The organism is Stenotrophomonas humi, assembly GCF_001431415.1.
Lineage (GTDB): Bacteria > Pseudomonadota > Gammaproteobacteria > Xanthomonadales > Xanthomonadaceae > Stenotrophomonas > Stenotrophomonas humi.
In genome coordinates this window covers 111,593-137,480 of the sequence record NZ_LDJI01000025.1, presented here as the reverse complement: position 1 = coordinate 137,480, position 25,888 = coordinate 111,593, and the positions used below count along the sequence as shown (strand labels likewise).

Annotated in this window: 20 protein-coding genes; 13 read left to right on the top strand and 7 right to left on the bottom strand. The window is 65.4% G+C overall.

The features are described 5' to 3' along the window. Positions 1-132: 132 nt before the first annotated feature. Together ABB26_RS13180 and plsB are read left to right on the top strand one after the other, a co-directional pair. Positions 133-1,107, top strand: coding sequence for a hypothetical protein (locus ABB26_RS13180; RefSeq protein WP_057634871.1), 975 nt, complete (start codon positions 133-135; stop codon positions 1,105-1,107). Between the two features lie 8 nt (positions 1,108-1,115). After that, a complete protein-coding gene (plsB, locus tag ABB26_RS13175) occupies positions 1,116-3,737 on the top strand; it encodes a glycerol-3-phosphate 1-O-acyltransferase PlsB (protein ID WP_161809053.1) in 2,622 nt (873 codons plus the stop codon). A gap of 268 nt (positions 3,738-4,005) precedes the next feature. On the opposite strand, the gene ABB26_RS13170 is transcribed toward plsB, so the two are convergent. From ABB26_RS13170 to ABB26_RS13160, 3 genes are read right to left on the bottom strand one after another with little or no spacing between them, the layout of a single operon-like run. Continuing rightward, complete coding sequence (locus ABB26_RS13170) at positions 4,006-4,212, bottom strand: YdcH family protein (RefSeq protein WP_057634867.1); 207 nt, start codon at positions 4,210-4,212, stop codon at positions 4,006-4,008. Positions 4,213-4,229: 17 nt separating this feature from the next. Next, positions 4,230-5,699, bottom strand: coding sequence for a CehA/McbA family metallohydrolase (locus ABB26_RS13165; protein ID WP_057634865.1), 1,470 nt, complete (start codon positions 5,697-5,699; stop codon positions 4,230-4,232). Then, the gene (locus ABB26_RS13160; protein ID WP_245626219.1) at positions 5,699-8,116 is read right to left on the bottom strand and encodes a TonB-dependent receptor; all 2,418 of its coding nucleotides are present in this window, start codon (positions 8,114-8,116) and stop codon (positions 5,699-5,701) included. Before ABB26_RS13160 ends, ABB26_RS13165 begins: the two co-directional genes overlap by 1 nt. 255 nt (positions 8,117-8,371) lie before the next feature. Here ABB26_RS13160 and ttcA point away from each other — a divergent pair, with 255 nt between their 5' ends. The 3 genes from ttcA to ABB26_RS13145 all read left to right on the top strand — a co-directional run bounded on the left by ttcA (position 8,372) and on the right by ABB26_RS13145 (position 11,207). Continuing rightward, positions 8,372-9,301, top strand: coding sequence for a tRNA 2-thiocytidine(32) synthetase TtcA (gene ttcA / locus ABB26_RS13155; protein WP_211261968.1), 930 nt, complete (start codon positions 8,372-8,374; stop codon positions 9,299-9,301). A 147-nt stretch (positions 9,302-9,448) separates the two neighbouring features. Continuing rightward, positions 9,449-10,357 (top strand): recombination-associated protein RdgC, encoded by a 909-nt coding sequence (locus ABB26_RS13150; RefSeq protein WP_057634860.1) that lies wholly within the window; start codon positions 9,449-9,451, stop codon positions 10,355-10,357. Between the two features lie 52 nt (positions 10,358-10,409). Beyond that, complete coding sequence (locus ABB26_RS13145; RefSeq protein ID WP_057634963.1) at positions 10,410-11,207, top strand: M48 family metallopeptidase; 798 nt, start codon at positions 10,410-10,412, stop codon at positions 11,205-11,207. 184 nt (positions 11,208-11,391) lie between these two features. On the opposite strand, the gene ABB26_RS19550 is transcribed toward ABB26_RS13145, so the two are convergent. The 3 genes from ABB26_RS19550 to hemH all read right to left on the bottom strand — a co-directional run bounded on the left by ABB26_RS19550 (position 11,392) and on the right by hemH (position 15,954). Further along, a complete protein-coding gene (locus tag ABB26_RS19550; protein ID WP_057634858.1) occupies positions 11,392-13,551 on the bottom strand; it encodes a methyl-accepting chemotaxis protein in 2,160 nt (719 codons plus the stop codon). A gap of 580 nt (positions 13,552-14,131) precedes the next feature. Next, positions 14,132-14,995, bottom strand: coding sequence for an alpha/beta fold hydrolase (locus tag ABB26_RS13135; RefSeq protein ID WP_057634856.1), 864 nt, complete (start codon positions 14,993-14,995; stop codon positions 14,132-14,134). After that, on the bottom strand, positions 14,992-15,954 hold the full coding sequence (hemH, locus tag ABB26_RS13130) for a ferrochelatase (RefSeq protein WP_057634854.1): 963 nt from the start codon (positions 15,952-15,954) through the stop codon (positions 14,992-14,994). The genes ABB26_RS13135 and hemH overlap by 4 nt, the downstream gene beginning before the upstream one ends. A gap of 346 nt (positions 15,955-16,300) precedes the next feature. On the opposite strand from hemH, the gene ABB26_RS13125 reads away from it, so the two are divergent. From ABB26_RS13125 to ABB26_RS13090, 8 genes are all read left to right on the top strand, one after another. After that, a complete protein-coding gene (locus tag ABB26_RS13125) occupies positions 16,301-17,206 on the top strand; it encodes a lipid-binding SYLF domain-containing protein (RefSeq protein WP_057634960.1) in 906 nt (301 codons plus the stop codon). A 75-nt stretch (positions 17,207-17,281) separates the two neighbouring features. Then, positions 17,282-17,509: a Sec-independent protein translocase subunit TatA gene (gene tatA / locus ABB26_RS13120; protein WP_057634853.1), complete on the top strand. Its 228-nt coding sequence runs from the start codon at positions 17,282-17,284 to the stop codon at positions 17,507-17,509. A gap of 15 nt (positions 17,510-17,524) precedes the next feature. Further along, positions 17,525-17,995 carry a Sec-independent protein translocase protein TatB gene (tatB, locus tag ABB26_RS13115; protein ID WP_083490828.1) on the top strand — a complete coding sequence of 157 codons (471 nt, stop codon included), beginning with the start codon at positions 17,525-17,527 and terminating at the stop codon, positions 17,993-17,995. Continuing rightward, the gene (gene tatC, locus ABB26_RS13110; protein WP_057634851.1) at positions 17,992-18,741 is read left to right on the top strand and encodes a twin-arginine translocase subunit TatC; all 750 of its coding nucleotides are present in this window, start codon (positions 17,992-17,994) and stop codon (positions 18,739-18,741) included. Before tatB ends, tatC begins: the two co-directional genes overlap by 4 nt. A 100-nt stretch (positions 18,742-18,841) precedes the next feature. After that, positions 18,842-22,429, top strand: coding sequence for a hybrid sensor histidine kinase/response regulator (locus ABB26_RS13105; protein ID WP_057634849.1), 3,588 nt, complete (start codon positions 18,842-18,844; stop codon positions 22,427-22,429). Beyond that, positions 22,414-23,280 (top strand): CheR family methyltransferase, encoded by an 867-nt coding sequence (locus ABB26_RS13100; RefSeq protein WP_057634847.1) that lies wholly within the window; start codon positions 22,414-22,416, stop codon positions 23,278-23,280. Before ABB26_RS13105 ends, ABB26_RS13100 begins: the two co-directional genes overlap by 16 nt. Further along, entirely contained in the window at positions 23,277-23,858 is a 582-nt protein-coding gene (locus tag ABB26_RS13095) for a chemotaxis protein CheB (RefSeq protein ID WP_338062623.1), read from the top strand. Before ABB26_RS13100 ends, ABB26_RS13095 begins: the two co-directional genes overlap by 4 nt. After that, positions 23,855-24,847, top strand: coding sequence for a diguanylate cyclase domain-containing protein (locus ABB26_RS13090; RefSeq protein ID WP_245626218.1), 993 nt, complete (start codon positions 23,855-23,857; stop codon positions 24,845-24,847). Before ABB26_RS13095 ends, ABB26_RS13090 begins: the two co-directional genes overlap by 4 nt. Before the next feature lie 62 nt (positions 24,848-24,909). On the opposite strand, the gene ABB26_RS13085 is transcribed toward ABB26_RS13090, so the two are convergent. Continuing rightward, positions 24,910-25,815 carry a BPSS1780 family membrane protein gene (locus ABB26_RS13085; protein WP_338062622.1) on the bottom strand — a complete coding sequence of 302 codons (906 nt, stop codon included), beginning with the start codon at positions 25,813-25,815 and terminating at the stop codon, positions 24,910-24,912. Positions 25,816-25,888: the final 73 nt, after the last annotated feature.

Here is a 25,888-nt window from a genome sequence, read left to right as displayed (position 1 = left end):
CCTTTGCCCCTGGCAAGGGAAGGGCTGGCGAACGGGCTTTTGCTCCAGGGCCTCCCACCGTGACGCCCATGCTTGCCGCTGTCATCGGGCTGGCCTCAAGATGCTTCGGCCTTTGGGGAGGACCGCCGCACCATGCAACGCCGTTCATTACGTGCCTGCCAACACCTTGTGCTGCTGTCGCTCTGCACGACGGCGTTGCTTGTCGGGTGCAAGCGCGACGCCGAACCGCTGCCCGGGGCCGCCACCGAGCCCGCAGCAGCCGTGCGCCAGCTGGCCCGGCACCTGCAGGACAACGATCTGGTGGGTTACGCCCGCGCGGCCGTGCCGCCGGCCCAGTACGCCGAGCTGGAAACCGCTTGGGCGCAGGGTCACAGTCGCTGGCCACTGACCGAGCTGCCGTTGGACGAGAAACTCCCGGGGCTGCTGGCCACGCTTTCGGAGAAGAACGCCGAGCAGCAGCTGCAACGCGCCTTCAAGGCGCAGCTGCAGGGGCAGGCCGCCAGCGTGCGCCAGGCGGCGCATTCGCTGGAGTTGTTCGGCGTGCAGTACATCACCCATCAGGGCGACTACAGCCAGGCCGAGCGCGAGCACTACGTGCAGCTGGTCACCGCGCTCAGCGCCTGGGCGCAGGCCGCACCGCTGTCCGATCCCACGCTGGCCAAGACCAACATCGCCACGCTCACCACCGCCGCCCGCGCCACGGGCCTGGCAGGCGAAGCCGCCTTCCAGGCGGCTGGCATGACCGCCAGCCTGCAGCAGCTGGCGCCGTTTGCCGCGGCGGTCAAGCAGGTGCTGGCCAGCTACGGACTGGTGCTGGATGACAGCATCAGCCAGATGCGCACCGGCCTGATCTCCCAGAACGGCGACAACGCCACCGTGCGCGTGCAATACCCGCTGGCCGGCAAGGACGTGGATCTGCAACTGGTGCTGGTGCGGCGTGACAAGCGTTGGTATCCGGAGCGCACCTTGCGTGATGTGGACGCCCTGCTGGCTGCCGCCCGCGCCATCGAACAAGCCAAGGCCCAGGCAGTGGCCGATGAAGCCGCACTTTCCGAAGCACCGGCGCAGGATGCCCCGGGCAACGCGGATGCATCGGCTAAGCCATAATGGCGCCGATGTCGAAACAGAAATCCCGGCCCGACCAGGGCGAACTGCTTCCGCCGGACGACGCCAACGCGTCGGCCGCCTCTCCTGCTGCCATCGTGCCGGGCCAAGCCGCGCGTGGGTCGCATGCCCGCGCTGGCCGCCGCCCGTTGTGGGCGCGCCTGCTCGGCAGGCTGATCGAGCCCTGGCTGGGGCTGAAGATCGAGCCTGAACAAGCCGGTGAGTACAACGACGGCCGCCCGGTGGTGTACGTGCTGGAGGACTACGGTCTGTCCAACGCGCTCATCCTGGACAAGGCCTGCCGTGACGCCGGGCTGCCTTCGCCGCTGGTACCGCTGGCCGGCGACCCCACCGGACGCAAGCGCGCCTACGTGGCGTTGTCGCGGCGTTCCAGCAACAGCGCGCTGATCCCCGAGCAGCGCGGCGCCAAGACCCATTCCGACTCGCTGGCCAAGCTGCTGCAGGCGCACCGCGCCAACCCGGCGCTGGACATCCACCTGGTGCCGGTGTCGATCTTCGTCGGCCGTGCCCCGGACAAGCAGAGTGGCTGGTTCGCGGTGCTGTTCTCGGAAAACTGGGCGCTGGTTGGTCGTTTCCGCCGCCTGCTGGCGGTGCTGCTCAACGGCCGCGACACCATCGTCCGCTTCGCCCCGCCGGTTTCGCTGCGTGACACCGTGGACGAAGGCCTGGAGCCCGAGCGCACCGTGCGCAAGCTGCAGCGCGTGCTGCGGACCCACTTCCGCCGTATCCGCGAATCGATCATCGGCCCGGATCTGTCCACCCGTCGCCTGCTGGTGGACAAGGTGCTGGAATCGGACTCGGTGCGCGAGGCCATCGCCGTCCAGGCCAAGCGCGACAACAGCAAGACCACCGACGCCTGGAAGAAGGCGCAGAGCTACGCCTGGGAAATCGCTGCCGATTACTCCACCCCGGTGGTGCGTTCGGCCAGCTTCATGCTCAGCCACGTCTGGAACCGCATCTACGCCGGCGTGCTGGTGCATCACCTGGACAAGTTCAAGGAAGCCGCGCCCGGGCACGAGATCGTCTACGTGCCCAGCCACCGCAGCCACATGGACTACCTGCTGCTGAGCTACCTGCTGTACGACCGCGGCATCGTGCCGCCGCACATCTTCGCCGGCATCAATCTCAACCTGCCGGTGGTCGGCACCCTGCTGCGCAAGGGCGGTGCGTTCTTCGCGCGGCGCAGTTTCCGTGGCAACCCGCTGTACTCGGCGGTGTTCTCCGAGTACATGGCGCAGCTGGTGTCCGGTGGTTATTCGATCGAGTACTTCGTCGAAGGCGGGCGCTCGCGTACCGGCCGCCTGTTGCAGCCCAAGGGCGGCGTGATCTCGATGACGCTGCGCGCGTACCTGCGCCAGCCGCGCAAGCCGGTGCTGTTCCAGCCCATCTACATCGGCTACGAAAAGCTGATGGAGGGCAACAGCTACCTGGACGAGCTGACCGGCCGGCCGAAGGAAAAGGAATCGATCTGGGCACTGCTGTGGGGCATCCCCAAAGTACTCAAGCAGAACTATGGCCAGGTGGTGGTGAACTTCGGTGAGCCCATCGCACTGACCGACGTGCTGGCCGAGAACGCCCCGGAATGGGACGGTCAGCCGATATCCGAAGACGAGAAGCCGGCGTGGTTGATGAAGACCGTCGACACGCTCGCGCAGAACATCAATGTGCACGTCAACGCCGCCGCCGACGTCAATCCGATCAACCTGCTGGCGCTGGCGTTGCTGTCCACGCCCAAGCACGCCATGGGCGAGGCCGACCTGATCGCGCAGATCGAGTTGAGCAAGAAGCTGCTGGTGGAAATGCCGTACTCCGACCGCGTCACGGTCACCCCGCATTCGCCCGAGCGCATCATCGCCCACGCCGAGGAAATCAACGTCCTCACCCGCGTCAAGCATCCGCTGGGCGACGTGCTCAGTGTCAGCGGCGACACCGCGGTGCTGCTGAGTTATTTCCGCAACAACGTGCTGCATCTGTTCACCGCGTCGTCGTGGGTGGCGTGCTGCTTCCAGAACAACCGCCGCATGAGCCGTGGTGGCCTGCTGCGCCTGGGGCGTGGCCTGTACCCGTTCCTGCAGGCCGAGTTGTTCCTGCCGTGGACCGAGGACGAATTCGCCGCGCGCATCGACCAGACCATCAACGTGTTCGTCCGCGAAGGGCTGCTGCAGCACGTGGGCGAGGACGACGGCGGCATGCTTGCGCGCAGTACCGGCCAGACCGATGAAGTGTTCCGCCTGCGCGCCATCGGTCACTCCCTGCAGCAGGCGTTCGAGCGCTATTACATCGCCATCGCGGTGCTGGTGAAGAACGGCCCGGGCACGCTGGGCGCCGCCGAACTGGAAAGCCTGTGCCAGCAGGCCGCGCAGCGCCTGAGCCTGCTCTACGCACCGGCCGCACCGGAATTCTTCGACAAATCCCTGTTCCGCGGCTTCATCCAGAAGATGCGCGAACTGCGCCTGGTATGGCCGGACGAGAACAGCAAGCTGCTGTTCGATGATCGCCTCGATGCCTGGGCCAAGGACGCCAAGTTCATCCTCGGCCGCGAACTGCGCCATACCATCGAGCGTGTGAGCCCGGAAGCGGTGAAGCCGGCGGAGCCGCCGGTTCAGGGCTGAGGCAGCGCGCCGCAGTAGCCGCTGCGGCGCATGTCATCGTCAGGTGATCTGCGAATTGCCGCCTTCCTGGAATGCCCCCGCCCGCCTTGCGCGGGCACAGGCCAAGAGCCCGGTGGCAGCATGCAGAAACGGGTCCGGCACGTTGCCGATGATCGGCGACGTGCCTGTCATCGGCCGAGGTGCATCGCGGGAGGCCGATCCGCTGTAGTTCCGGATGAATTTTCCCGGGATGGAAAGCCGGCTTCTGTACAGCAGTTCGCGTCAGGCCTCAGGCCGGCTCGTCCGGAATCAACAGACTTTCCAGCTTGATGATGCAGTCCTTGAGCTGCAGCTTGCGCTTCTTCAGCCGCTTGGCTTCCAGGTCATCGTCCGGATTGGCGGCCAGGCGTTCGATGCGTTCATCCAGCCCGCGATGCTCGGCTCGCAGTTCGGCGATGCGCTGGTGCAGTTCGTTGGCGGGCGGCAGGTTGGACATGCCGCCAGCTTAGCCCGTCAGCGTGACCAGTTCACGTATACCGGGTTGCCCAGCATCAGCAGGCTGCCGTCGGCCGCACGCACGTCCACCCGCAACCAATGGCGCTTGCCGTCCGAACGCCAGCGCAGGCTGGCCTGCTGACTGCCGTTCGCGTTCGGCGCCAGCGCGGCGCGCTGGCGCTTTCCATCGACGATGAATTCCAGTTGCACCGGCTGTGGATACTCCAGCTCGGTAAGCAGGGTGGCCCATTGCCCAGCTGCCAGCGCGATGTCCTGGCCCATGTCGGCGCTGCGGCCGTCATCGGTTTGCAGGCGCAGTTCCAGCCGGCTGCCACGGGCATTGCGCACGTCCACCACCACGCGGCCCTGTTTGATGCCGGCCAGCAGCGCTTCGCGTGACAGCGCGTCGGCATGCACCAGCGTGGCCGGCAAGCCGATCGGAGACGGGCCATCGGCCGCGCCGGGGTTGTGGCTGTCACTGCCGCCGACGGCGGTCATGCGGTGGCCCTGCTGCAGTTGCCGCTCCCAGAAACCGACGCCGGAACGCGGACCATCGGCCTGGCTGCCGTTGACGACTTCCACTGCCTGCACGCCGGCCATGTCCACCGGCTTTGCCGGCGTCCAGCCGCAGCCCATGCAATCCTCGCCGGCCGGAAGTGCCGGATGGTTGATGGAGAACACCGCGCCTTCGTCAGCCACCTGTCGCAGCAACGGGTTCCAGTCCGGCAAGGTATCGCCCAACCGGAACGGCATGGGCCCATTGATGCCGAATATGTTGGCGTGGCCCTGGAAGGTGGTGACCTCCATGCCCGGGATCAGCAGCAGGCGGTCGAACCAGGGTTGATGGCGCACCAGTTCTTCCAGGTGCGAAACGGTGTTGTGTTCGGTGACCACGACGAAATCCAGGCCCTGCCGTACCGCTGCCTGCAGGCTCAGGAACAGCGGGCACGGCACCTTGTTGCCGCGCTGGCTGCTGCAGCTGCCATCGCTGTGGGTGCTGTGCATGTGCAGGTCGCCGCGGTACCAGGCCGGCGCGGGATCAAGCACGAGCGCCGGTCGATCCTTGCCGGCCTGTACTTCGGCCTCACTCCACAGGGTCACTTCAACCTTGTAGGGCGTATGCACGTGGGTGCGGATGTTGGGAATGCCGAGCAGCACCTTCCATTCACCCTGCGGCAACGCGCCGGGCAGGTAGCCACCGCTGGCGTCATAGCGGGATACCGAGATGGACGAACGCGATCCGCCGCTCCAGCCACGGAAGCCGTTGGCGTCGAGCAGGCCCAGGTCGATGACGGTGCGGTCCTTGCCGCCGTCGTGCTGCAGCGTGACGCCGACCCGCCCGGTGCCTTGTGGCACCTGGAAGGGCAGCTCCAGATAGCGTTGGTGATCGGTGCCGGTCAACGTGCCCTGCAGGTGCAGGACGTCGGCGGCATCGGCGCTGGTGCTGGCGGCAAGCGCCGCCAGCAGGAGAGGCAACAGGCGGCGCATCAGAAGCGGTACATCACGGCCAGGCGGTAGTTGCGGCCCAGTACCGGCCGCGCGATGAAGGCACTGGCACCGGCATCGCTGCTGGCCAGTTCGCCGGCACGCGGGTTGCCTTCGGTCAGGCCCAGCGAATTGGTGAGGTTGTCGACGTAGCCGTAGAGCGAGAAGCGGTCGCTCAGCTCGTAGCGCGCGCTGAGGTTGAGCAGCTCGTAGGACGGCAGCCGCACCGAGTTGGCGGTATCGACGAAACGCTCGCCCTGGTGCTCGGCGGCAAGCTGCAGGCGCAGGCGCTGGTCGAGCAGGTTGATGCCGGCCACCGCACGCAGGCTCAGCTCCGGCACACGGATCAGCTGGTTGCCGATGAAGTCACGCAGCACCGGTGCGCCGTCCACCAGCTCGCTGTAGCGCAGGTCACGGTACTGCGCGTCCTGCCAGGTGGCGTTGACGCGCAGGTCGAACCAGTCGCTCGGGTACCAGGCCGTTTCCAGCTCCAGGCCGAAGGTGCGCGTGCTGGCGTAACCGGCCTCGCGGGTGGACACGCCGGTATCCGCGTTGAAGTGGTAATTGCTGAAGCCGACGTTGTCGTACTTGGTGTAGAACGCGGTGGCGTAGGCGCTGAACAGCGGATTGGCGAACTTGAAGCCGACTTCCGCCAGATCCATGGTCTGCGTATCGGCGGTGGCATTGTTGCCGGCCACGCAGGCGGCGACGGTTTCAGCCGAGGTGGCATCGCAGCTGTCATTGCGGGTGAGGTAGTTGCCCAGGCTGGGCAGGCGGAAAGCCGAGGTCCAGCGGCCGAACAGGCCCATGCTGTCGCTGAACTGCCAGTTGGCGCCGACCGACCAGCCCAGGTCGTCCGAAGACAGGTCGTGGTTCACATACAGGCCCGAGCCGGTCAGCATCTGCGAGGTGGCCAGGGTGCCGCCATTCACGCGCTTGCGCACTTCATTCCAACCGCTGCTGCTGGCTTTTTCCCAGCGCAGGCCGCTGTCGATGCGCAGCTTGTCGTTCACCTGCCACTCGTCGCTGATGTAGAAGGCATGGCTCTTCTGCTCGCCGGAGGCGTTGTTCCACTCATAGCCGTAGCGCCACACGCCGTTGTCGCTGAAGGTCTGCAGCACATCGCCGTTGGCGTCCAGCGCCACCAGGTCGAGCACGCTGGCGTTGTCCTTGGCATCGAGCAGCATCGAGGACGAATAGCGGCTGTAGTCCTCCTTGGTGGCGGCCATGTAATAGCCGACGGTGAGGTTGTGCTGCTGGCCGGCGATGTCGAAGCTGCGCATCAGCCGCGTGTCGTTGACGAACTCGCGCACGGGGATATCCAGCCCGCGCAGGCCCGCGGTGACCAGCAGCCCGTTGCCGTTCTGTCCGGCGATGTCGAAGTTGCCGCTGCCGTTGAGGTAGCGCAGGCCCAGCGACGTGGCGCCCGGCACCGAAGCCAGCAGGCCTTTCTGCCCGTCCACGAAACTGGCGGCGGTGCTCAATGAATTGGGAAACACGCCGTTGCGGATGGTGTTGGTCTTGCTGAAACGTGCCGACTGCGCCAGCTCCCAGCCGGCACCCAACTCGGTTTCCAGCTTGAGCGTGAGCTGGTCGCGCTTCACGTGGGTGCCTTCGCTGTTGTCGAAGTCCCAGCCACGGCCATCGGCGGTTTTCATCGACAGGTGACGGGTTTCCGGGCCCGCCAGCGTGCCGTGGTTGCCGTCGAAGCCCGGAACGGCGCGGATGTCGCCATTGCCGTTGGTATACATCGGGATGCCCAGATACAGCGCAACGCGGTCATCCATGTGCTTGGCGTCGATGCTGAAACGGCCGCCGTCGAATTCCTTGGCCAGGTTGAGGCGGAACTGGCCGCCTTCATTGCCGTTGAAGCCTGGGTCGCGCACGCCGTCCTCGACGCGGTAGAAGCCACCGAGCAGCAGTTTCCAGCCATTGGCCAGCGGGCTGCCGTAGGCGAAATCCATGCGGTTCAAGCCGCTGTCGCCCACGGTGTACTTGAATACGCCGCTGGCTTCCTCACCCACCTGGCGCGGGATGAAATTGATCGCGCCGGCCGGCGCGTTGGAGTACATCACCGAGGCCGGGCCACCGCGCACCACTTCCACGCGCTCGATGGTCTCGTCGAGGCGGAATGCCTGATCGCCGTTGAGGTAACCCAGCGCCGGATCGTGCACCACCGGGATGCCGTCTTCCAGCAACGTGACCGAGCCGAAACCGTCCACCGGGATGCCGCGTGCGCGGATGTTGCCACTGGCTTCCCCGCCGGACGCCTCCACCCAGAAACCGGGCACCGACTTCAGCGCTTCGGTGACGCTGGTGGGGGCCTGCATGCGCAGCTGTTCTTCTTCGATGTTGGTGATCGAGTAGCTGGTTTCGGCCTTGGTGCGGATGCCGGTACCACTGCGGCCGGTGACGATCACCGTATCCAGGTCCTTGGCGGACGCTGTGTTGGACGTAGCCGCTTGTTGGGCGAGAGCCGAGGCGGGCAGAAGGGCGGTGACAAGAAGGGCGCAGCTGACAGCAGAAGCAAGACGATTGCGGAGCACGACGGGATCAACTGTGGGGCGAAGGGAGCCGGGATGCTGTCATCGGGGGGTGACGAGACCATGACGGTTTTTTGAAAGCCGCCCGGCGCGCCGCTGTGGAGGCAGGGCCCAGCCGGTAGAATGGCCCTGATGAGTGCTGTCCTTCCCCTGCCCGATCCGGTGTCGCGCGCCCGCGACCCACGCGCGCCCGAACGCGGGCCGCACAAGCTGGGCAAGCGGTTGCGCCGCCAGGTGGGGCAGGCCATCGCCGACTTCGGCATGATCGAGGCGGGCGACAAGGTGATGGTGTGTCTGTCCGGTGGCAAGGACAGCTACACGTTGCTGGATATCCTGCTGCAGCTCCAGAAAAAGGCGCCGGTGCCGTTCGAACTGGTGGCGGTGAACCTGGACCAGAAGCAACCTGGTTTTCCCGAGCATGTATTGCCGGAATACCTGGCCGCGCTGGGTGTGCCGTTCCAGATCATCGAGCAGGACACCTATTCAGTTGTCAGCCGGGTGATTCCGGAAGGCAAGACGATGTGCTCGCTGTGTTCGCGGTTGCGACGTGGTGCGCTGTACAACCACGCTGAACGCCACGGTTTCACCAAGATCGCGCTGGGCCATCACCGTGACGACATCGTCGCCACGTTCCTGATGAACCTGTTCCACCACGCAAAGATTTCCAGCATGCCGCCCAAGCTGCTCAGCGACGACGGCAAGCATGTGGTGATCCGCCCGCTGGCGTATGTGAGCGAGAGCGACATCATCGACTACGCCGTTGCATGCAACTTCCCCATCATTCCCTGCAATCTGTGCGGCAGCCAGGAAAACCTGCAGCGTCGTCAGGTGGGTTTGATGATGCAGCAGTGGGAAGCGCAGCACCCCGGCCGCATCGAGCAGATTTCACGCGCGCTGGGCAACATCCAGCCTTCGCAGATGGCCGATGCTTCGTTGTTCGATTTCATGACGCTGGGCCACCGTCAGGACGCACCGCTGCCCGACGCGCAGGCGTGGTTGGCCGGCGGCGGGAAGTCTGAAGAACCGCAAGCCCCTCTCCCGCTGGGAGAGGGGCTGGGGTGAGGGTACGGGCGAAGCCTGTTGTCGTTTGGCATCGCAAGGCTTCGCCCGCACCCTCATCCGCCCTTCGGGCACCTTCTCCCGCAGGGAGAAGGGAACGCTCGGCAACATCCACCTTTTCCATCTCCATTTCCTCTTTCCGGCGCCCAAATGTTCTTCAAGAATCTGACGTTGTTCCGCTTTCCCACCTCCATTGATTTCTCCGAAGTAGATACGCTGCTGCCGCAGGTGATTCTCAAGCCGGTCGGCGCACTGGAAATGACCTCGCGTGGTTTCATCTCGCCGTTTGGTCGCGAAGAGAAGACGCAGTTCTCGCACCGTCTCGGTGATGCGCTGTGGCTGACCGTCGGTGGCGAAGACAAGATCCTGCCCAGCGTCGTGGTCAACGACCTGCTGGCACGCAAGCTGGAGGAAATCGAAGAGAAGGAAGGCCGCAAGCCGGGTGGCCGTGAACGCAAGCGGCTGAAGGACGACCTGCTGCATGAGCTGCTGCCGCGTGCCTTTGTGAAGAGCTCGCGCACCGACGCCTTCCTCGACCTGCAGCACGGCTACGTGGCGGTGGACAGTTCCAGCCGCAAGACCGGCGAGAACGTGATGAGCGACATCCGCGGCATGCTCGGCAGCTTCCCGGCGATGCCGCTGAATGCGGAAGTGGCGCCGCGCGCGATCCTCACCGCGTGGATCGCCGGCGAGCCGCTGCCAGAAGGCCTGAGTCTGGGTGAAGAGTGCGAGATGAAGGACCCGGCCGAAGGCGGCGCGGTGGTCAAGTGCCAGCACCAGGAACTGCGCTGCGACGAGATCGACAAGCACCTGGACGCCGGCAAGCAGGTCACCAAGCTGGCGCTGATTTTCGAGGACAACCTGTCCTTCGTGCTCGGTGAAGATCTCATCGTGCGCAAGCTCAAGTTCCTGGACGGCGCGCTGGACCAGCTGGAGCACATCGACGAGGACGGCCGCCGCGCCGAACTGGACGCGCGCTTTGCACTGCAGAGCGGTGAGATCCGCCGCCTGTTCCTGTTGCTGGAGCAGGCGTTCAAGCTGAGCAAGGCTGACAGCTGAACCGGATTGCTTCCAACCGGAACCGTAACAGCGGCCGGATTATGCTGTGAGCATGGGCCGTCTGTTCCGCCAGTTGATCGCACCCGCCGCGCCGGTGATCCAGCGCGACACGGTGCGGTTGCGCCTGGATGATGCGGAGATCGATGTGCTGCGCGTGCGCGACCCGCGTGCGCGTCGGCTCAAGCTCAGTGTCGACGAGCGTGGCGCACGGCTGACGATGCCGCTGCGCGCAAGCCTGATATCGGGCGAACGTTTCCTGCAGGCCAATCGGCAATGGCTGCAGCAGCAACTGGCGCGGCTGGGCGGCGATGGCCTGATGGCACCGCCGCTGAGGCTGCGTGAGTCCGGCATGTTGCCGCTGCGCGGCGAGCTGCTGCCGGTGCGCTGGCAGGAAGGCCGCTTCACCCGCATGGAGATCGACGCCGAAGGCGTCTGCATCCAGATGCCGGCACGTGCCGGTGAACAGGCGTTGCGGCGTGCGCTGCGCGAGTTCTACGAAACACAGACGCGCGCCGATGTCGGCCAGTGGCTGCCCAAATATCTGCCCAGCCTGTCGCGTGCGCCGGCACGGCTGCGCTTGAAGGTGATGTCCTCGCAGTGGGGGTCGCTGGCACCGGACGGCTCGATGGCATTGGACCTGGCGCTGGTGCTGGGGCGGCCTTCGGCATTCGAGTACGTGCTGGTGCACGAGCTGTGCCACCTGCTGCAGGCCAATCACTCGCCGGCCTTCTGGGCCGAAGTGGAGGCGCGCTTCCCGCACTGGGAGCAGGAGCGCGATTACCTGCGCGTGGAAGGACGCAGGCTCAAGAGCACGCTGCATCAGTTGCTGCAGGTGCGCGGCGAGGGATGAGTTTCTGTCGGGAGCTCGACACCTCCCTCCCCTTCGCTGCGCGAAAGGGAGGGGGTTGAGTCCTGCAGCCCGCGACATCGCGCGCAATCCCGGCTTCGCCCTCCTCCCTTTGCCGAAGGCAACGGGAGGCTTGGGGAGGGAAGCTTCCAGCGGACTTCCCCGCCAGAAACACCCCGTCAGCAGATCAGGCCGTCCGCCGCCGTGATGGCACCGCAACGCGGTCAGCACCGGCGTAGCGGAACACCGCCACCGCTCCCGCCAGCGCTTCGGCCTGCTGTTCCATGGAACGTGCCGCAGCACTGGCTTCTTCCACCAGCGCCGCATTCTGCTGGGTGGTTTCATCCATCTGCACGACGGTGTGGTTGACCTGCTCGATGCCGGACGATTGTTCCTGCGATGCCGCCGCGATGCGGGTCATCAGTTCGGTCACTTCCTGCACCGAGGTGACGATCTCATTCATGGTGCTGCCTGCACGCGCCACCAATGCCGCGCCGTCATCGACCTGGCTCATCGAGTCACTGATCAGGGTCTTGATCTCGCGTGCCGCCGTGGCCGAACGCTGCGCCAGCGTGCGCACCTCCGAGGCCACCACGGCGAAGCCACGGCCCTGGTCGCCGGCACGGGCTGCCTCCACCGCGGCGTTCAAGGCCAGGATGTTGGTCTGGAAGGCGATGCCGTCGATCACCGAAATGATTTCCGCGATGCGGTGCGAGGAATGCTCGATGGCCTGCATGGTGCTGACCACCTGGCCGACCACCTCACCGCCGCGCGCGGCCACCCCGGCGGTACCGACTGCCAGCGTATTGGCGTGACGCGCCGATTCGGCGTTCTCGCGCACGGTGGCGGTCAGTTCTTCCATCGACGCTGCCGTCTCTTCGAGACTGGCCGCCTGTTGTTCGGTGCGGCGCGACAGGTCATCGTTGCCGCTGGCGAGTTCACGTGCGGCCGTGGTGATCGACTGCGAGCATTGCGTGATCTGGCCGATGATGTCGGCCAGACGCTCGGCGGTGAGATTGGCATCGCGCTTCATCGCCTCGAAGTCGCCGGCGTGGTTGCCGGTGATGCGGTGGTCGAGATCACCTTCGGCCAGCGCGGCAAGCATTGTGCGGATCTCGCCAGTGGCGCCGGCCACCGTTTCCAGCAACTGGTTGATGCCAACCGTCAGGGTCTGGATGAAGCCCGCTTCCGCCACCGGTTGCAGGCGCTGGCCAAGGTCACCGGCCGTGGCAGCGGCGACGATGCCGGCCACGCTGTTCTCCAGCTGCAGTTCCTGGGTGCGATCGTGCCACTCCACGGCATAGCCGCTGCGGCTGCCGTCGGTGTTGAAGACCGGCGTCACCACCTGGCCGAAATGCACGTCACCGATACGGATCTGGCCGTGATGGGGCTGGCGCAGTTGGTCGAGCATGCCGCGGATGCGTGCCGGGTTGGCATGGAAGCGGTGGATGCTGCTGCCGATGAGCGTGTCCACGTCGAAATCGGGGAAGGCCCGGCGCAGCGTGTCCTGCTGGTTGCGCAGCAATGCGACCACGGAGCGGTTCACGTAGCGGATGATGTGGTCGTGGTCGGCAATCATCATGCCGGTGCGCGAGGCATCCAGCGATGCACGGATCTGGGAATTCTCGTGATGCAGCGCCTGCTCGAGCTGCTGGCGTTGATGAAGCTGCATCTGCATCCGCAGCACACCCTCGGCCAGCGTGCCGGGTGCGAAGCGTGACCCATCGGTGAGGTCGCGCACGTCTTCGCCTTTGGCGATGGCATCCACCAGCGCCCGCAGCTTGGCCGGTGCCGCCCCCAGTGTCTGCACCTGGCGGCACAGCTGTCGGGCCATCACGCAGACGAAGCCGGCTTCCACCGCCACGTACACCGCATGCAGCAGCACGACGCTCAAGTCGCTGCCGTGTGCGAATGCCTGTACCTGCGAACCATGCGTCTGCAGCCAGTAGAAGGCCAGGTGATGGACGATGATCGCAGCGGCGGCCACGGCTACCGGAATCCAGTCGCGGTAGTACAGCAACAGCGCGATCACCACGAACACGCCGAAATGCATTTCCACCAGGCCATGCGTCTGCTGGATGGTGGCTGCGACCAGTGCCACCAACACCAGTGCCACGACGATGCGGCTGCGCAACGTGCCGGGGGCGAGTTTGAGCTGCACGGCCATCACGGCCAGCGCCGGCAGGCTGATCGCAAGGAACGGCAGCCACTGCCCGGACCACAGCGCGATGCCCAGCGATGCCAGCCCCAGCAGCAGGCCAAACAACAGGAACAGGCGATCAGCGGCGCAGGCCAGCTGTGCGTAATAGGCATCGTGAGGCGGTGTGGCGTGCGTGCGGGGGGACATGCGTACTCCGGTTCAACAGGAACAGCGGGGGAAAGGAACAGCGACGGGCTGTGCTCGTACAGCAGCCCGGGGAATGTGTTTGCGGGTGTGTTGCTGCGATGACCGCAGGCCGACCACGGCGATGCCAGTGGCCCGGCATGTGGCAGCGGACCATCGAGGGCCGGCATTGGCAGTTCGTAACTGCTGCTTGTGGATGCATCGAGTGCCGGCCCGGCGTTGCGGGGCCAGCCAGGCGTGGTCACGGCCGGTGCTGCGCAGCCGGTGGGTGATCGGGGTGTCATCGCCGGGAAGCGGAATGCGCGCGACCGGTACATCCCGTAGTGCCATCACCGCGGTTGCCTCACCCGTTGGAGGTTGGTCCAGGGTGGCAAAGCGGATGATGGTCCAGCCCAGCCAACGGGCGAGCTGGATCAGGCCGGTAACGACACCGGGCCGGAGGGCGGAGAACGGGGGCATTCGGTGCTGGGGCTCGCAGAACCCGTTGCGGGTCTGCGGAACGTCTTCTCGATAACGGCTATGCCCCGATAGCGGCAGCCAGCGCCTTTACTGAACCAGGCGCCGTCGTTGCGGCGCGCGATGTTCAGCCGGTGTCAGGCAATGTCGAAATGAAACGACGGATGATTTCGGCTACCGCTTCGGGATCATCCATATGCACGTGGTGATGGCCGGGCAAGGTATGCAGGCGGCCATCGGGCAGCAGCGCCGCGCGCTGGCTGCGCTCCGGCTCCGGGAAATAGGGTTGCGCGGGCGTGGCGTAGATCACCTGCACCGGGCATCGGATGGCACTGACCACATCACACACCTGGTCCTCGGTCATGCGCACCGCGGTAGGCAGCATCAGCCGCGGATCGCTGCGCCAGGTCCAGCCGCCGTCCACCTCTTTGACTCCGCGTTCGACCAGCAGGCGTGCGGATGCTTCACTGAGCTGGTTGACCATCATGCGCGCGCGCACCGGCGCGGCCAGGTCCGGGAACACGCGCAGCTGCTTGGTTTCCAGCTTCATTGCCGTGTCCACGTGGGTACGCAGCCGCTGCACGGTTTCGTTGGCCGGTGCGGCCAGGCCGCCCAATGCCTCGATCGACACCAGTGCCTGCACGCGTTCGCCGGCAACGGCGGCCACCAGGCTGGCGATCGCCGCGCCCATGGAATGGCCGAGCAGCACGAACCGTTCCCAGCCCAGTGCATCGGCGATGGCCAATGTCTGCACGATGGCCAGCGGTGTGGTGTAGGGCGTGGTCAGCTGCAGGTGATCGCTGAAACCGTGGCCGGGCAGGTCGACCATCGCGATGTCCAGCGTCGGTAGATGTTCGGCCAATGGCAGGAAGCTGGCCGCATTGTCGAGCCAGCCATGCAGGGCCAGCACTTTCAACCCGCCGGGTTTGCCGGCGCGCAGGCCGGCAACGCGCTGCCCATCAATCTGCAGTTCAAACCGCGTGGCGCTCATGCCGTCTGCGCCGTTGCCAGCGCCGCCAGGGCATGCGCGTGCGAGGGTGCGTCGTTCAAGCAGGGGATGTAACGCATCTGCGCGCCGCGTTCGGCGACGGTGGCGGTGAAGCCCAGCGCCACTTCTTCCAGGGTTTCCAGGCAGTCGGTGGCAAAGCCGGGGCAGACCACATCCAGCGTCTTGAGGCCGCTTTGTGCCAGTTCCCACAACCGTGGCTCGGCATAGGGTTCAAGCCAGCGTTCACGGCCGAAACGCGATTGATAGGTGAGCTCCCATTCGTCGGCCGACAGCCCGAGTGCGGCGGTGATCGCTTCGGCACTTGCCCGGCAGCGTTGCGGGTAGGGATCGCCGGCATCGGCCAGGCGCTGTGGAATGCCGTGGAACGAGAACACCAGCTTGTCGCCGCGCCCGTGCTGTTGCCAGTGCGCGGTGATGGACGCCGCCACCGCTGCGGCCCATTGCGGGTCGTCGGCGTAATCGCGGATCAGCTGCACCTCGATCTGCGGATTGCGTGCCTGCCATTGCTGCACGCGATCTTCCACCGAGGCGGTGGTGGTGGTCGAGTATTGCGGATAGAGCGGCAGCACCACGATGCGCTGGATGCCTTCCGCGGCCAGCGCATCCAGCGCGGGCAACAGTGCCGGCGTGCCGTAGCGCATGGCATCGCGCACCCGCCATTGCGGCAATTCGCGCTGCAGGCCCTCGGCCAGACGGCGGGTATGCACGGCCAGCGGCGAGCCCTCCGGCAGCCAGACCTGCGCATATTTATGCGCGGAACGACCGCTGCGCAGCGGCAGGATCAGCCCATGCAGCAAGGGCTTCCATAGCAGTGGTGGGATCGAAACCACACGCGGATCGCTGAGGAATTCAGCAAGGTAGCGACGTACCGCCGGGGCGGTAGGTGTCTCTGGCGTGCCTAGATTGACCGCGAGCAACGCGGTGGTGGGGGCGTCGGACATGCGTGCATTTTCGCAGGTCTGGCCGGAGAAGGGCGAGGAGCGGGGAGAAGAGTGAAGCGTGAGCAAGAACAAAAGCAGGAGCTGCGGTCCCTTGCTCGATCCTCCCCTGCGCGTTGCGCAAGGCAGGAGGCTGAAGCGCCGGCTCCGGCCAGACCTCAGGTCGCAGGACCGCCGGCTCCCTTGTGCGCAATGAAGGGGAAGACCGGGAGAGGGCAGCCTTTGCAGTTGCGCCTGCCCACTCCTCTGAACTCACGTCTGCTCCCGCTCCACTCACTCCCGATTCATAGCTGCGCCCCTAATTTCAGGCACTTGCTATATCGTTGTGCATCGACCTATGGAGTTCACCATGCGCCGCCTGCCGTGCCTTGTTCTGCTGCTGTCTGCGAGCCTGCTGTCCGTCAATGCCTTTGCCGGCCCCAAGGAAGACCAGCGCGCCCGTAACGCGGTGCGTGTGCTCAGTGAAATCCAGGACATCCCCGAGCAGGCCATTCCGGACAAGTTGCTCGATGAAGGCCGCGCGATCGTGGTCATCCCCGACACGATCAAGGCGGGTCTGGTGCTGGGTGGACGTCGTGGCCATGGCCTGATGTCGGTCAAGACGCCGGATGGCAGCTGGTCCAACCCGGTGTTCATCAAGCTCACCGGCGCCAGCATCGGCTTCCAGGCCGGTGTGCAGTCGTCCGACGTGATCCTGGTGTTCCGCAACGACCGCAGCCTGGACAACATCGTCAATGGCAAGTTCACCCTTGGCGCCGATGCCGGCGTGGCTGCTGGCCCGGTCGGCCGCAATGCCGCTGCCGCCACCGACGGCCAGCTCAAGGCCGAAATCTGGTCGTGGTCGCGTGCGCGCGGTTTGTTTGCCGGTGTCGCGCTGGACGGTGCGGCGCTGCAGATCGACGATGCCGCCAATCTTGACGCCTACGGCCAGGGCACCACGCCGCGGATGATCATCGAGAGCCGCCTGGCGGCTGCGCCTTCCAGTGATGTGGTGGCCTTCCGCGACCGTCTGGAAGAATCCACCTATGCCGCCCGCCAGAAGCGCGGCACCCAAGGCGCCGCCGCCCCGGTGGTTGCCTCGGCATCAGCGTCGCGCGTGGCACCGGTGAGCGTTCAGGCTCCCGTCGCAACCGGCGCCGATACTGCGACCACCGAGCCGCTGCAGAACACGCCGGCGCAGGCGGCCCCACATCAGGGCTTCCAGCTGGTGACCGAGGGCGAAATCCGCACCGAGTCGCTGGACGGCGGCAACTGACCTTTGGCATAGCGATTGGCTAAGGCCGTGTGCGCTATGCTCATCCACCTTCCACATTAATTACGCGAGCAGATCATGGGCAGTTTCAGCATCTGGCACTGGTTGGTCGTGCTGGTCATCGTCCTGCTGGTGTTTGGCACCAAGAAGCTGACCAGCGGTGCCAAGGATCTTGGCAGTGCGGTCAAGGAATTCAAGAAGGGCATGCGCGACGAGGACAAGCCGGCTGCACAGCTGGGCGACGAGTCGGGCGATGCCGAAAAGAGCCGCGAAAAGCAGGCTGAGCACGACAAGCAAGCGCGTTGATCCGGAGTTCCGGGCGTGTTTGATATCGGCTTCAGCGAACTGCTGTTGATTGCGGTGGTTGCGTTGGTGGTACTGGGTCCGGAGCGCCTGCCCAAGGCGGCGCGGTTTGCCGGCCTGTGGGTGCGGCGTGCCCGCAATCAGTGGGATTCGGTGAAGCAGGAGCTGGAACGCGAACTGCACGCCGAGGAGATCAAACGCAACCTGCAGGACGTGCGGCAGTCGATGCAGCAGACGGAAACCGAGCTGCGTGACCAGGCCCGGCAGGTGCGCGACGGTGCCGATGCCTTCCAGCAGGAAGTGCAACAGCCCGGTGTCCAACCCCAGCAAATGCCGGCCCCGGCCGACGCTGAGCGCGTGATCGAGCCCCGCCCGATCAGGCCGGCGCCCGCGCTGGAGTCGGAGATGGGCAACCGCGCCATCCCGTTGGATACACCGGTCCCGCCTGTCGCTGACACTGCGCCGTCCGCGCCGGAGCGGCCGCAATGAGCGCCAATGATTCCAACGAAAGCCCGCTGATCGAGCATCTGATCGAACTGCGCGCACGCTTGGTGCGCGCGCTGATGGGCCTGGGCGTGGTGCTGCTGGCGCTGCTGCCGTTCTCGCGCACGCTGTATACCCATCTGGCCACGCCGCTGATATCGCAGTTGCCGGCAGGGCAGTCGATGATCGCCACCAATCCGGCTGGCGCGTTCTTCGCACCACTGAAGCTGACCTTCTTCACTGCCGTGTTCGTCGCGGTGCCGTGGCTGCTGTACCAGGCCTGGGCCTTCGTGGCGCCGGGGCTGTATGCGCGCGAACGGCGCCTGGCGGTGCCCTTGTTGGGTTCGGCCATGGCCTTGTTCTACATCGGCTGTGCGTTTGCGTACTTCCTGGTGTTGCCGGCGGTGTTTCACTTCCTCACCACCTTCCGTCCTGAGGTGATCGCCATCACCCCGGATGCCAACGCCTACCTGGATTTCGTGCTGGCCATCTTCTTTGCCTTTGGCGCCAGTTTTGAGCTGCCGGTGGCGATGGTGATCCTGGTGCTGCTGGGCTGGGTGACACCGCAGCAGCTGCGCGAAGGCCGCGGCTATGCCGTGGTGGGCATCTTCGTGCTGGCCGCGGTGCTGACCCCGCCGGACGTGGTGTCGCAGTTGATGCTGGCCATCCCCATGTGCGTGCTCTACGAACTGGGCATTCATGCCTCGCGCTGGCTGATGCCGCGAGACCAGGACAAGACCGCAGCACCCTGAATAGGCGCCCACGGCGCCTGCACACGTTCTGCGATATTTTTCAGCGTTGGGGCTGCGCGTTACATCGGGCAGGCTTGGGGCGACCAAGGGGGATTGCCGGATGACGCAGCACAAGGGCGGTTGGATCAACAACGTTTCATTGCTGGGCAAGATGCTGGCCGCATTCGGCTTGGTGTTCCTGTGTTTTCTTGCCACCAGCGTGGTCAGTTACCGCACTTCCGGGCAGGACGATGCCGTTCGTCAGAGAGAGGGCGTGCAGATCGAAGTGATCCGGCAGGTGGAGGGTGCTCTCCAGGCGGTTCGCCTGCAGCAGATCGCGATCCGCAACCATCTGCTGGGCGGTGGTGACAAGGAGCTGGACATACTGCGCCGCCAGCGCGAGCGCCGTGATGCGGCACTGAACGTAGCAATCGAGGCCGGCGATGCGGCGCAGAGTGAGCGCCTGCAGCGTGTGGCTGCGCAGGCCGCCAGCTGGGATGCGGAGGTGGCGGAAGTGTTGCGCCCGGCGGCGGTGGACGCTGTTCCGATGACGCCGTTGGAGCGCCTGCATGCGGTCAGCAGCGGGAAGGGCGATGCCTTGGCTGAAGCGCTGGATGGCATCTACGAAACAGAAATGAAAATGCTGCTGCACGAGCGCGGCCAGATGAGCCAGTGGATCGCGCGTGCCCACCGGATCTCGTTGGTCCTGCTGGTGGTCGGCTTCCTGATCATCATCGGTACCTTGTGGATGATTTCCCGGGCGGTGGTGAATCCGATCAACCGCCTGACCGAGAAGATGACGCGTCTGTCCAATGGTGATCTGGACGTGGAAGTGGACGGCCTGGACCGTGCCGATGAAGTCGGCGAGATCGCCCGCGCGATGGAAGTGTTCCGCCGCAACGCGCTGGTGTCGCGCGATGCCAACTGGGTCAAGCTGAGCGTCGGTGAAGTGGGCGCGCAGCTGCAGACCGCGCAGACCCCGGAGGATTACGCACAGGCGCTGGTGTCGTTGATCGCACCGCGCATCGAAGCGCCCATCGGGGTTTTCTTCGCCTGGAATGAAGAACGCAAGGAACTGCATCTGCAGGGCAGCTATGGCTTCCAGCGGCGCAAGCATCTGGGCCTGCGCTACGGCCTTGGCGATGGTTTGATCGGGCAGGCTGCGCTGGAGCGCAAACGCATCGGCGTACAGCAGGTGCCGGACGAATTCTTCGGCGTCCATTCGGCATTGGGCGAGGCGCAGCCGCGCCATCTGGTAGCGGTGCCGCTGCTGCTCAAGGACCGCTTGCTGGGCGTGTTCGAGTTCGGCACGTTCCATCATTTCAGCGCGACCCAGGAGGCGTTCGTCGACAGCGTGTTGCCGACCGTCGCATTGGGCCTGGACAACATCCGCCGCGCCGACGAAACCCAGCTGCTGCTCGACCACACCCGTGCCCAGGCCGAAGAACTGCAGCAGTCGCAGATCGCCTTGCAGGCGCAGGAAGAAGAACTGCGCGCGGCCAACGAAGAGCTTCAGGGCAAGACCGTGGAGCTGGAAGAACACGCCCAGCGCCTGTCCGCGTCGGAGGAAGAGCTGCGGGTGCAGGCCGAGGAGCTGCAGGCGTCCAACGAGGAGCTGCGGCAGAAGACCGAAGTGCTCAACGAGCAGAAGGATGTGCTGCAGGTACTGCAGCGCGAAACCGAATTCAAGGCGCAGGAGCTGGCACGTGCTAGCCAGTACAAGACCGACTTCCTGGCCAACATGTCGCATGAGCTGCGCACGCCGCTCAACAGCCTGTTGATCCTGTCCAAGGAGCTGGCCGAGAACGAGAGTGGCCATCTGGATTCGGAGGAAGTGGAAGCGGCCGCGGTCATCCATGATTCCGGCTCCAACCTGCTGCGTTTGATCAACGACATCCTCGATCTGTCGAAGATCGAAGCCGGCAAGATGGACGTGTACCGCGAGGAAGTGCGGGTGGAGGCGCTTACCCGCGAGGTCATCCGCCACTTCCGCCACATGGCGGTGGACAGCCGCCTGGAATTCGCCATCGAAGTGGATCCTGCGGTGCCCGAATCGCTGGTCACCGACCGCTCCAAGCTGCAGCAGGTGCTCAACAACCTGCTCGGCAATGCCTTCAAGTTCACCCGCGAAGGCAAGGTGACGCTGCACCTGGCGATGGCCGATGCCGCACTGCTGACCCGCGTGGGCGCAGCGGCCGACGAACAGCATCTGGCGCTGTCGGTGCGCGATACCGGCATCGGCATCCCGGAAGAGCGTCTGGAGTCCATCTTCGAGGCATTCGAGCAGGTGGATTCGAGCACCAGCCGCCATTACGGCGGCAGCGGGCTGGGCCTGGCCATCGCGCGCCGCCTGGCGCAGTTGCTGGGCGGCCAGCTGGTGGTGGACAGCGAGCAGGACAAGGGCAGTTGTTTCGCGCTGGTGCTGCCGCTGCTGTCGGCCGCGGTCGGCACGCTGCCAGCGACGGTATCCGCCCAGCAGCGGCACGAGCCGGCGCCGGTGCGGACCGCCAGCGCGATGTTGATCGACTGGATTCCCGATGATCGCCATGCGATTGCGGCCGGCGAATCGGTCATCCTCACCATCGAGGACGATCCGGCATTCGCCCGCATTCTGGTTGACCTGATCCGCCGCAAGGGGCACCGCGCGTTGGCCGCAGCCGATGGCGAGAGTGGCCTGGAACTGGCGCGGCGCTATCGGCCCACCGGCATCCTGCTGGACGTGATGCTGCCGGGCATGGATGGCTGGTCGGTGCTGCAGCACCTGAAGCACGATCCGGTCACCGCCGCGATCCCGGTGCACTTCATTTCGGCGGTGGACGAAGCCGCCAAGGGCGTGGCGCTGGGTGCGGTGGGTTACCTGACCAAGCCGGTGGATCGCAAGGCGTTGATCGCTGCGTTCGATCACCTGCTGGATGTGGCCGGCAAGATCGTGCGCAAGTTGCTGCTGGTCGATGACGATGATGATTCGCGCGTGGCACTCACGCATCTGCTGCAGGCCGACAACGTCGAAATCGACCAGGTGGCGTCGGGCGAAGAAGCGCTGGAGCGCATCGCCACGCACAGCTACGACTGCATCGTGCTGGACCTCAACCTGGGCGGAATTTCCGGCGTGGAATTCCTGGAGCGCGCGGCCACCCTGGTGGCGGTGCCGCCGGTGGTGATCTATTCCGGCCAGGACCTGAGTCGCGAGGAAAGCCTCAAGCTGCGCCAGTACACCGACAGCATCGTCATCAAGGGCCAGCGTTCGCCCGAACGCCTGCTCGATGAAGTGAGCCTGTTCCTGCACAGCATCGGTTCGCGGGGAGCCAGCGCCACGCCATTGAACGACCAGCATCTGGCTGGACGCCAGGTGCTGCTGGTCGACGACGACATGCGCAACCTGTTTGCGCTGTCAAAATCACTGCGCGCGCGCGGCGTGACCGTGAGCATGGCCCAGGACGGCTACAAGGCGCTGCAGCAGCTGCAGGAAAACCCGGGCATCGAACTGGTGCTGATGGACATCATGATGCCGGGCATGGACGGGTACGAAACCACCCGCGAGATCCGCAAGCGCGCGGAGTGGAGCAACCTGCCGATCATCGCGGTCACCGCCAAGGCGATGCATGGCGACCGTGACAAATGCCTGGACGCCGGCGCCAATGATTACCTGACCAAGCCGGTGGACCTGGACAAGCTGTTGTCGATGATGCGCGTATGGCTGCAGAAGTAGGCTCTCCGGTGCCCACACCGCGCCGCGATGACATCGACGATATCGAAGTCGACGGTTTCATCCAGGCAATGACGCGGCGCCATGGTTACGACTTCAGCGGCTACGCGCCGGCCTCGCTCAAGCGGCGGGTGCAGGCGTTGGTGCAGTCGCTGGAAATCGCCCATGTCGGCGAACTGACCGCACGCGTGCTGCGCGACGATGAAATGGTGCCGCAGGTCATCGCCAAGTTGTCGGTGCCGGTGTCGGAGATGTTCCGCAACCCGGCGGTGTTCCGGAAACTGCGCGATGAAGTCTTCCCGGTGCTGGCTTCGTACCCGCAGATCAACATCTGGCAGGCCGGCTGTGCGCACGGACAGGAGGTCTATTCACTGGCCATCCTGCTCAAGGAAGCCGGCCTGTACGACCGCTGCCAGATATTTGCCACCGACTTCAGCGATGAGGCGTTGGCGCGCGCGCAGGAAGGCATCTTCCCGATCCGCGATGCACGCCTGTACTCGGAGAACTACCTTGCTGCTGGCGGCCGCCACACGCTGTCGGACTATTACCACGCTCGCTATGACTTCATGAAACTGGATGAGCGGTTGAAGGAACGGGTCACGTTCGCCAACCACAATCTGGTCTGCGATGGGGTGTTCTGCGAGGCGCAGCTGATCCTGTGCCGCAACGTGCTGATCTATTTTTCCGACACGTTGCAGGACCGCGTGCTGGGGTTGTTCCGCAACAGCCTGAGCCGGGGTGGCATCCTTTGCCTGGGCAACCGCGAGTCGATCCGCTTCGCCCCCAGTGCACGCGATTTCGTACCGCTGGACGCCGAGCTGCGCCTGTATCGCAATGCCGGAGCAACCCTGTGACTGCGCTCCCGCTGTCGCCGCCGGAGATGGTGGTGATGGGCTGCTCGGCCGGTGGGTTGTCAGCGCTGCACAGGGTGCTGGGTGGTTTGTCCAAGCCGCTGCCGGTACCGATGGTGGTGGTCTGCCATAGCGGCTCGGAAGACATGCGGGTGTTCTGCGAGCTGCTGGAAAGCCGTAGTGGATTGCCGGTACGCGAAGCCGAAGAGCGGCTGCTGCCCGAGCCCGGCCATGTCTATGTCGCGCCTTCGGGCTATCACCTGTTGTTGGAGCGCGACAAGCGTTTTGCATTGAGCGTCGATCCGCGCGTGGCATTCTCGCGGCCATCGATTGATGTGTTGTTCGAATCGGCCGCCGACGTGTGGCGCGACCGGGTGCTGGCAGTGCTGATGACCGGCGCCAACGCCGATGGTGCCGAAGGTTGTGCAAAGGTGCGTCGTGCCGGTGGCACGGTGGTGGTGCAGGACCCGGAAACCGCACAGGTGCCGATGATGCCCGCCGCAGCGCTTGAGCTTGCCGGTGCCGACTATTGCCTGCCGTTGCCGGAAATTTCTCTTTTGCTGGAATCCTTATGTTCGTGACCAAGTCGCCTGCCGTGCAGCGCCCCAAGATCCTGGCCGTGGACGACAACCCGGCCAACCTGCTGGTGATCCGGCGGGTGCTGGCCAAGCTCGATGTCGAAGTGGTCGAAGCCTCCTCCGGCAACGATGCGCTGAAGGCCACGCTGGATGATGAGTTCGCGCTGGTGTTGCTTGATGTCTACATGCCGGACATCAACGGCTTTGAAGTAGCCGAGATCCTGTCGCAGGAAGAAGGCACGCGGCAGACGCCGATCATCTTCGTCACCGCGACCTATGCCGACGACGTGCACCGGCTCAAGGGCTATGGCTTCGGCGCGGTGGACTACATGGCCAAGCCGCTGGAAGCGACCATCCTGCTGTCCAAGGTGCAGGTGTTTCTGGAGCTGTACCGGCACCGTGTTGCATTGCGCGCGGCGCTGGGAGAGCTGTCCGAGCGCAATCGGCAGCTGGAGATCGAAGTAGAGCAGCGCAGGCTGATGGAGCAGGAGATGCGCCACCTGGCCATGCACGACATGCTTACCGGCCTGCCCAACCGTGCCCTGTTCATGGATCGCCTGGAGAGCGCGCACCATCGCGCCACGCGGCACGGCGGCATGTTCGCCCTGGTTTATGTGGACGTGGACCGTTTCAAGGCGGTCAACGATACCTGGGGCCACGCCGCCGGCGATGCGATGCTGGTCGAACTGGCCGCACGACTGCGCAGCACCCTGCGTGAGAACGACACCGTCGCGCGGCTGGGCGGCGATGAATTCGCATTGGTGCTGGAAGAGCTGGAGGACATGCAGGACGCGGAGCGGCTGCTGGAGCGCGTGCGCGCCGCCCTGCTGTCGCCGATGCGGTACCTGCGCGACGGTGAGGAAATCGAGCTCTCGGTCAGCGCCAGCATCGGCCTGGCCGCGTACCCGGCCGATGGCGCCGAGGTGGGTGCCCTGCTGCACGCCGCCGACCAGGCGATGTACCTGATCAAGCGCGGCCGCGAAGTGGCGTGAACCGCCGGGGCATGTGCAGGCGGGGATGAAGTCCCCGCCCGTGGACTGATCGGGCCGGGGCCTCAGGCCTCGAACACGTGGCCCGTCTGCTTGGGCGCGGACGGCGTGCCGGTCGAGGCCGGTGCCAGCATCTGCTTCCAGGCGGCGTATACCGCACCGGCAAATACCGGCATCAGCACCGCCATCAGCAACAGCTGGGCGATGGCCAGGGCCGCTGTCTGGCCGGCGACCAGGCCGACGATCAGCGCCACGATCATCACCGCGAAATAGATCGCGAAGATGGCGATGAAGGCCAGCACGAAGAACACCAGCATCGCCGGCAGGTTGTGGATGCTGGCGCGCAGGCTCTGGCGCAGCGCCTGTACGCCGGTGCTGTTCTCGAACATCACCTGCGGCGGCATCACGAACAGCGCCAGCGTCAACGCCGCGAATGTGCCCAGCATCAGCGCCAGCCACAGCAGGATGCGACCGGCCGGCAACGTGGCCACCAACGACTCGATCTGCGTCGGGTCTGGCTGCGCGCCGGACTGGCTGATCTCGTTGATCTTGAGCATCACGTCCGACAGCTGCTGGAAGCCGGCGGGCCCGCCGACCAGCACGAACAGCAGTGCACCCAGCACCAGCGCGGCGATCAGCTGCGGCAACAGGGCGACCAGCAGATGCGGTGCGCGGCCTTCCTGCACGCCCTGCAGCAGGTGTGCCGGACGGGCCTGGCGGCCCTGGTCGACCTCGCGGATCGCCCACAGCATGCCGCCCATGAACAACGGGCCGGCCAAAATCAGCAGGAATTGCAGCACCAGGCCCAACGATGCCGGGGCCAGCACGGCCAGCGACAACACCAGCGAGGTGCCGACGCCCCACAGGATGCCCAACGAACCCAACGCCAGCGGTGCGCGCTTGAGCAGGCCAAAGCCGGTCAGCAGCCAATCCGCACCGGCAGACGCCGGCACTTTGTGAATCTCGCTCATTGCAGTTCCGAAACAGGGGGGAACGCCGGCAACGCTGCAGACGCTGGCCGATTATCGCCCGAAACCCAACCCG

Excerpts from the sequence above, each read along its gene's own strand:
- ABB26_RS13180 (WP_057634871.1), top strand. The coding sequence starts at position 133 with ATGCAACGCCGTTCATTACGTGCCTGCCAACACCTTGTGCTGCTGTCG.
- plsB (WP_161809053.1), top strand. The coding sequence starts at position 1,116 with ATGTCGAAACAGAAATCCCGGCCCGACCAGGGCGAACTGCTTCCGCCG.
- ABB26_RS13170 (WP_057634867.1), bottom strand. The coding sequence starts at position 4,212 with ATGTCCAACCTGCCGCCCGCCAACGAACTGCACCAGCGCATCGCCGAA.
- ABB26_RS13165 (WP_057634865.1), bottom strand. The coding sequence starts at position 5,699 with ATGCGCCGCCTGTTGCCTCTCCTGCTGGCGGCGCTTGCCGCCAGCACC.
- ttcA (WP_211261968.1), top strand. The coding sequence starts at position 8,372 with ATGAGTGCTGTCCTTCCCCTGCCCGATCCGGTGTCGCGCGCCCGCGAC.
- ABB26_RS13150 (WP_057634860.1), top strand. The coding sequence starts at position 9,449 with ATGTTCTTCAAGAATCTGACGTTGTTCCGCTTTCCCACCTCCATTGAT.
- ABB26_RS13145 (WP_057634963.1), top strand. The coding sequence starts at position 10,410 with ATGGGCCGTCTGTTCCGCCAGTTGATCGCACCCGCCGCGCCGGTGATC.
- ABB26_RS19550 (WP_057634858.1), bottom strand. The coding sequence starts at position 13,551 with ATGTCCCCCCGCACGCACGCCACACCGCCTCACGATGCCTATTACGCA.
- ABB26_RS13135 (WP_057634856.1), bottom strand. The coding sequence starts at position 14,995 with ATGAGCGCCACGCGGTTTGAACTGCAGATTGATGGGCAGCGCGTTGCC.
- hemH (WP_057634854.1), bottom strand. The coding sequence starts at position 15,954 with ATGTCCGACGCCCCCACCACCGCGTTGCTCGCGGTCAATCTAGGCACG.
- ABB26_RS13125 (WP_057634960.1), top strand. The coding sequence starts at position 16,301 with ATGCGCCGCCTGCCGTGCCTTGTTCTGCTGCTGTCTGCGAGCCTGCTG.
- tatA (WP_057634853.1), top strand. The coding sequence starts at position 17,282 with ATGGGCAGTTTCAGCATCTGGCACTGGTTGGTCGTGCTGGTCATCGTC.
- tatC (WP_057634851.1), top strand. The coding sequence starts at position 17,992 with ATGAGCGCCAATGATTCCAACGAAAGCCCGCTGATCGAGCATCTGATC.
- ABB26_RS13105 (WP_057634849.1), top strand. The coding sequence starts at position 18,842 with ATGACGCAGCACAAGGGCGGTTGGATCAACAACGTTTCATTGCTGGGC.
- ABB26_RS13100 (WP_057634847.1), top strand. The coding sequence starts at position 22,414 with ATGGCTGCAGAAGTAGGCTCTCCGGTGCCCACACCGCGCCGCGATGAC.
- ABB26_RS13085 (WP_338062622.1), bottom strand. The coding sequence starts at position 25,815 with ATGAGCGAGATTCACAAAGTGCCGGCGTCTGCCGGTGCGGATTGGCTG.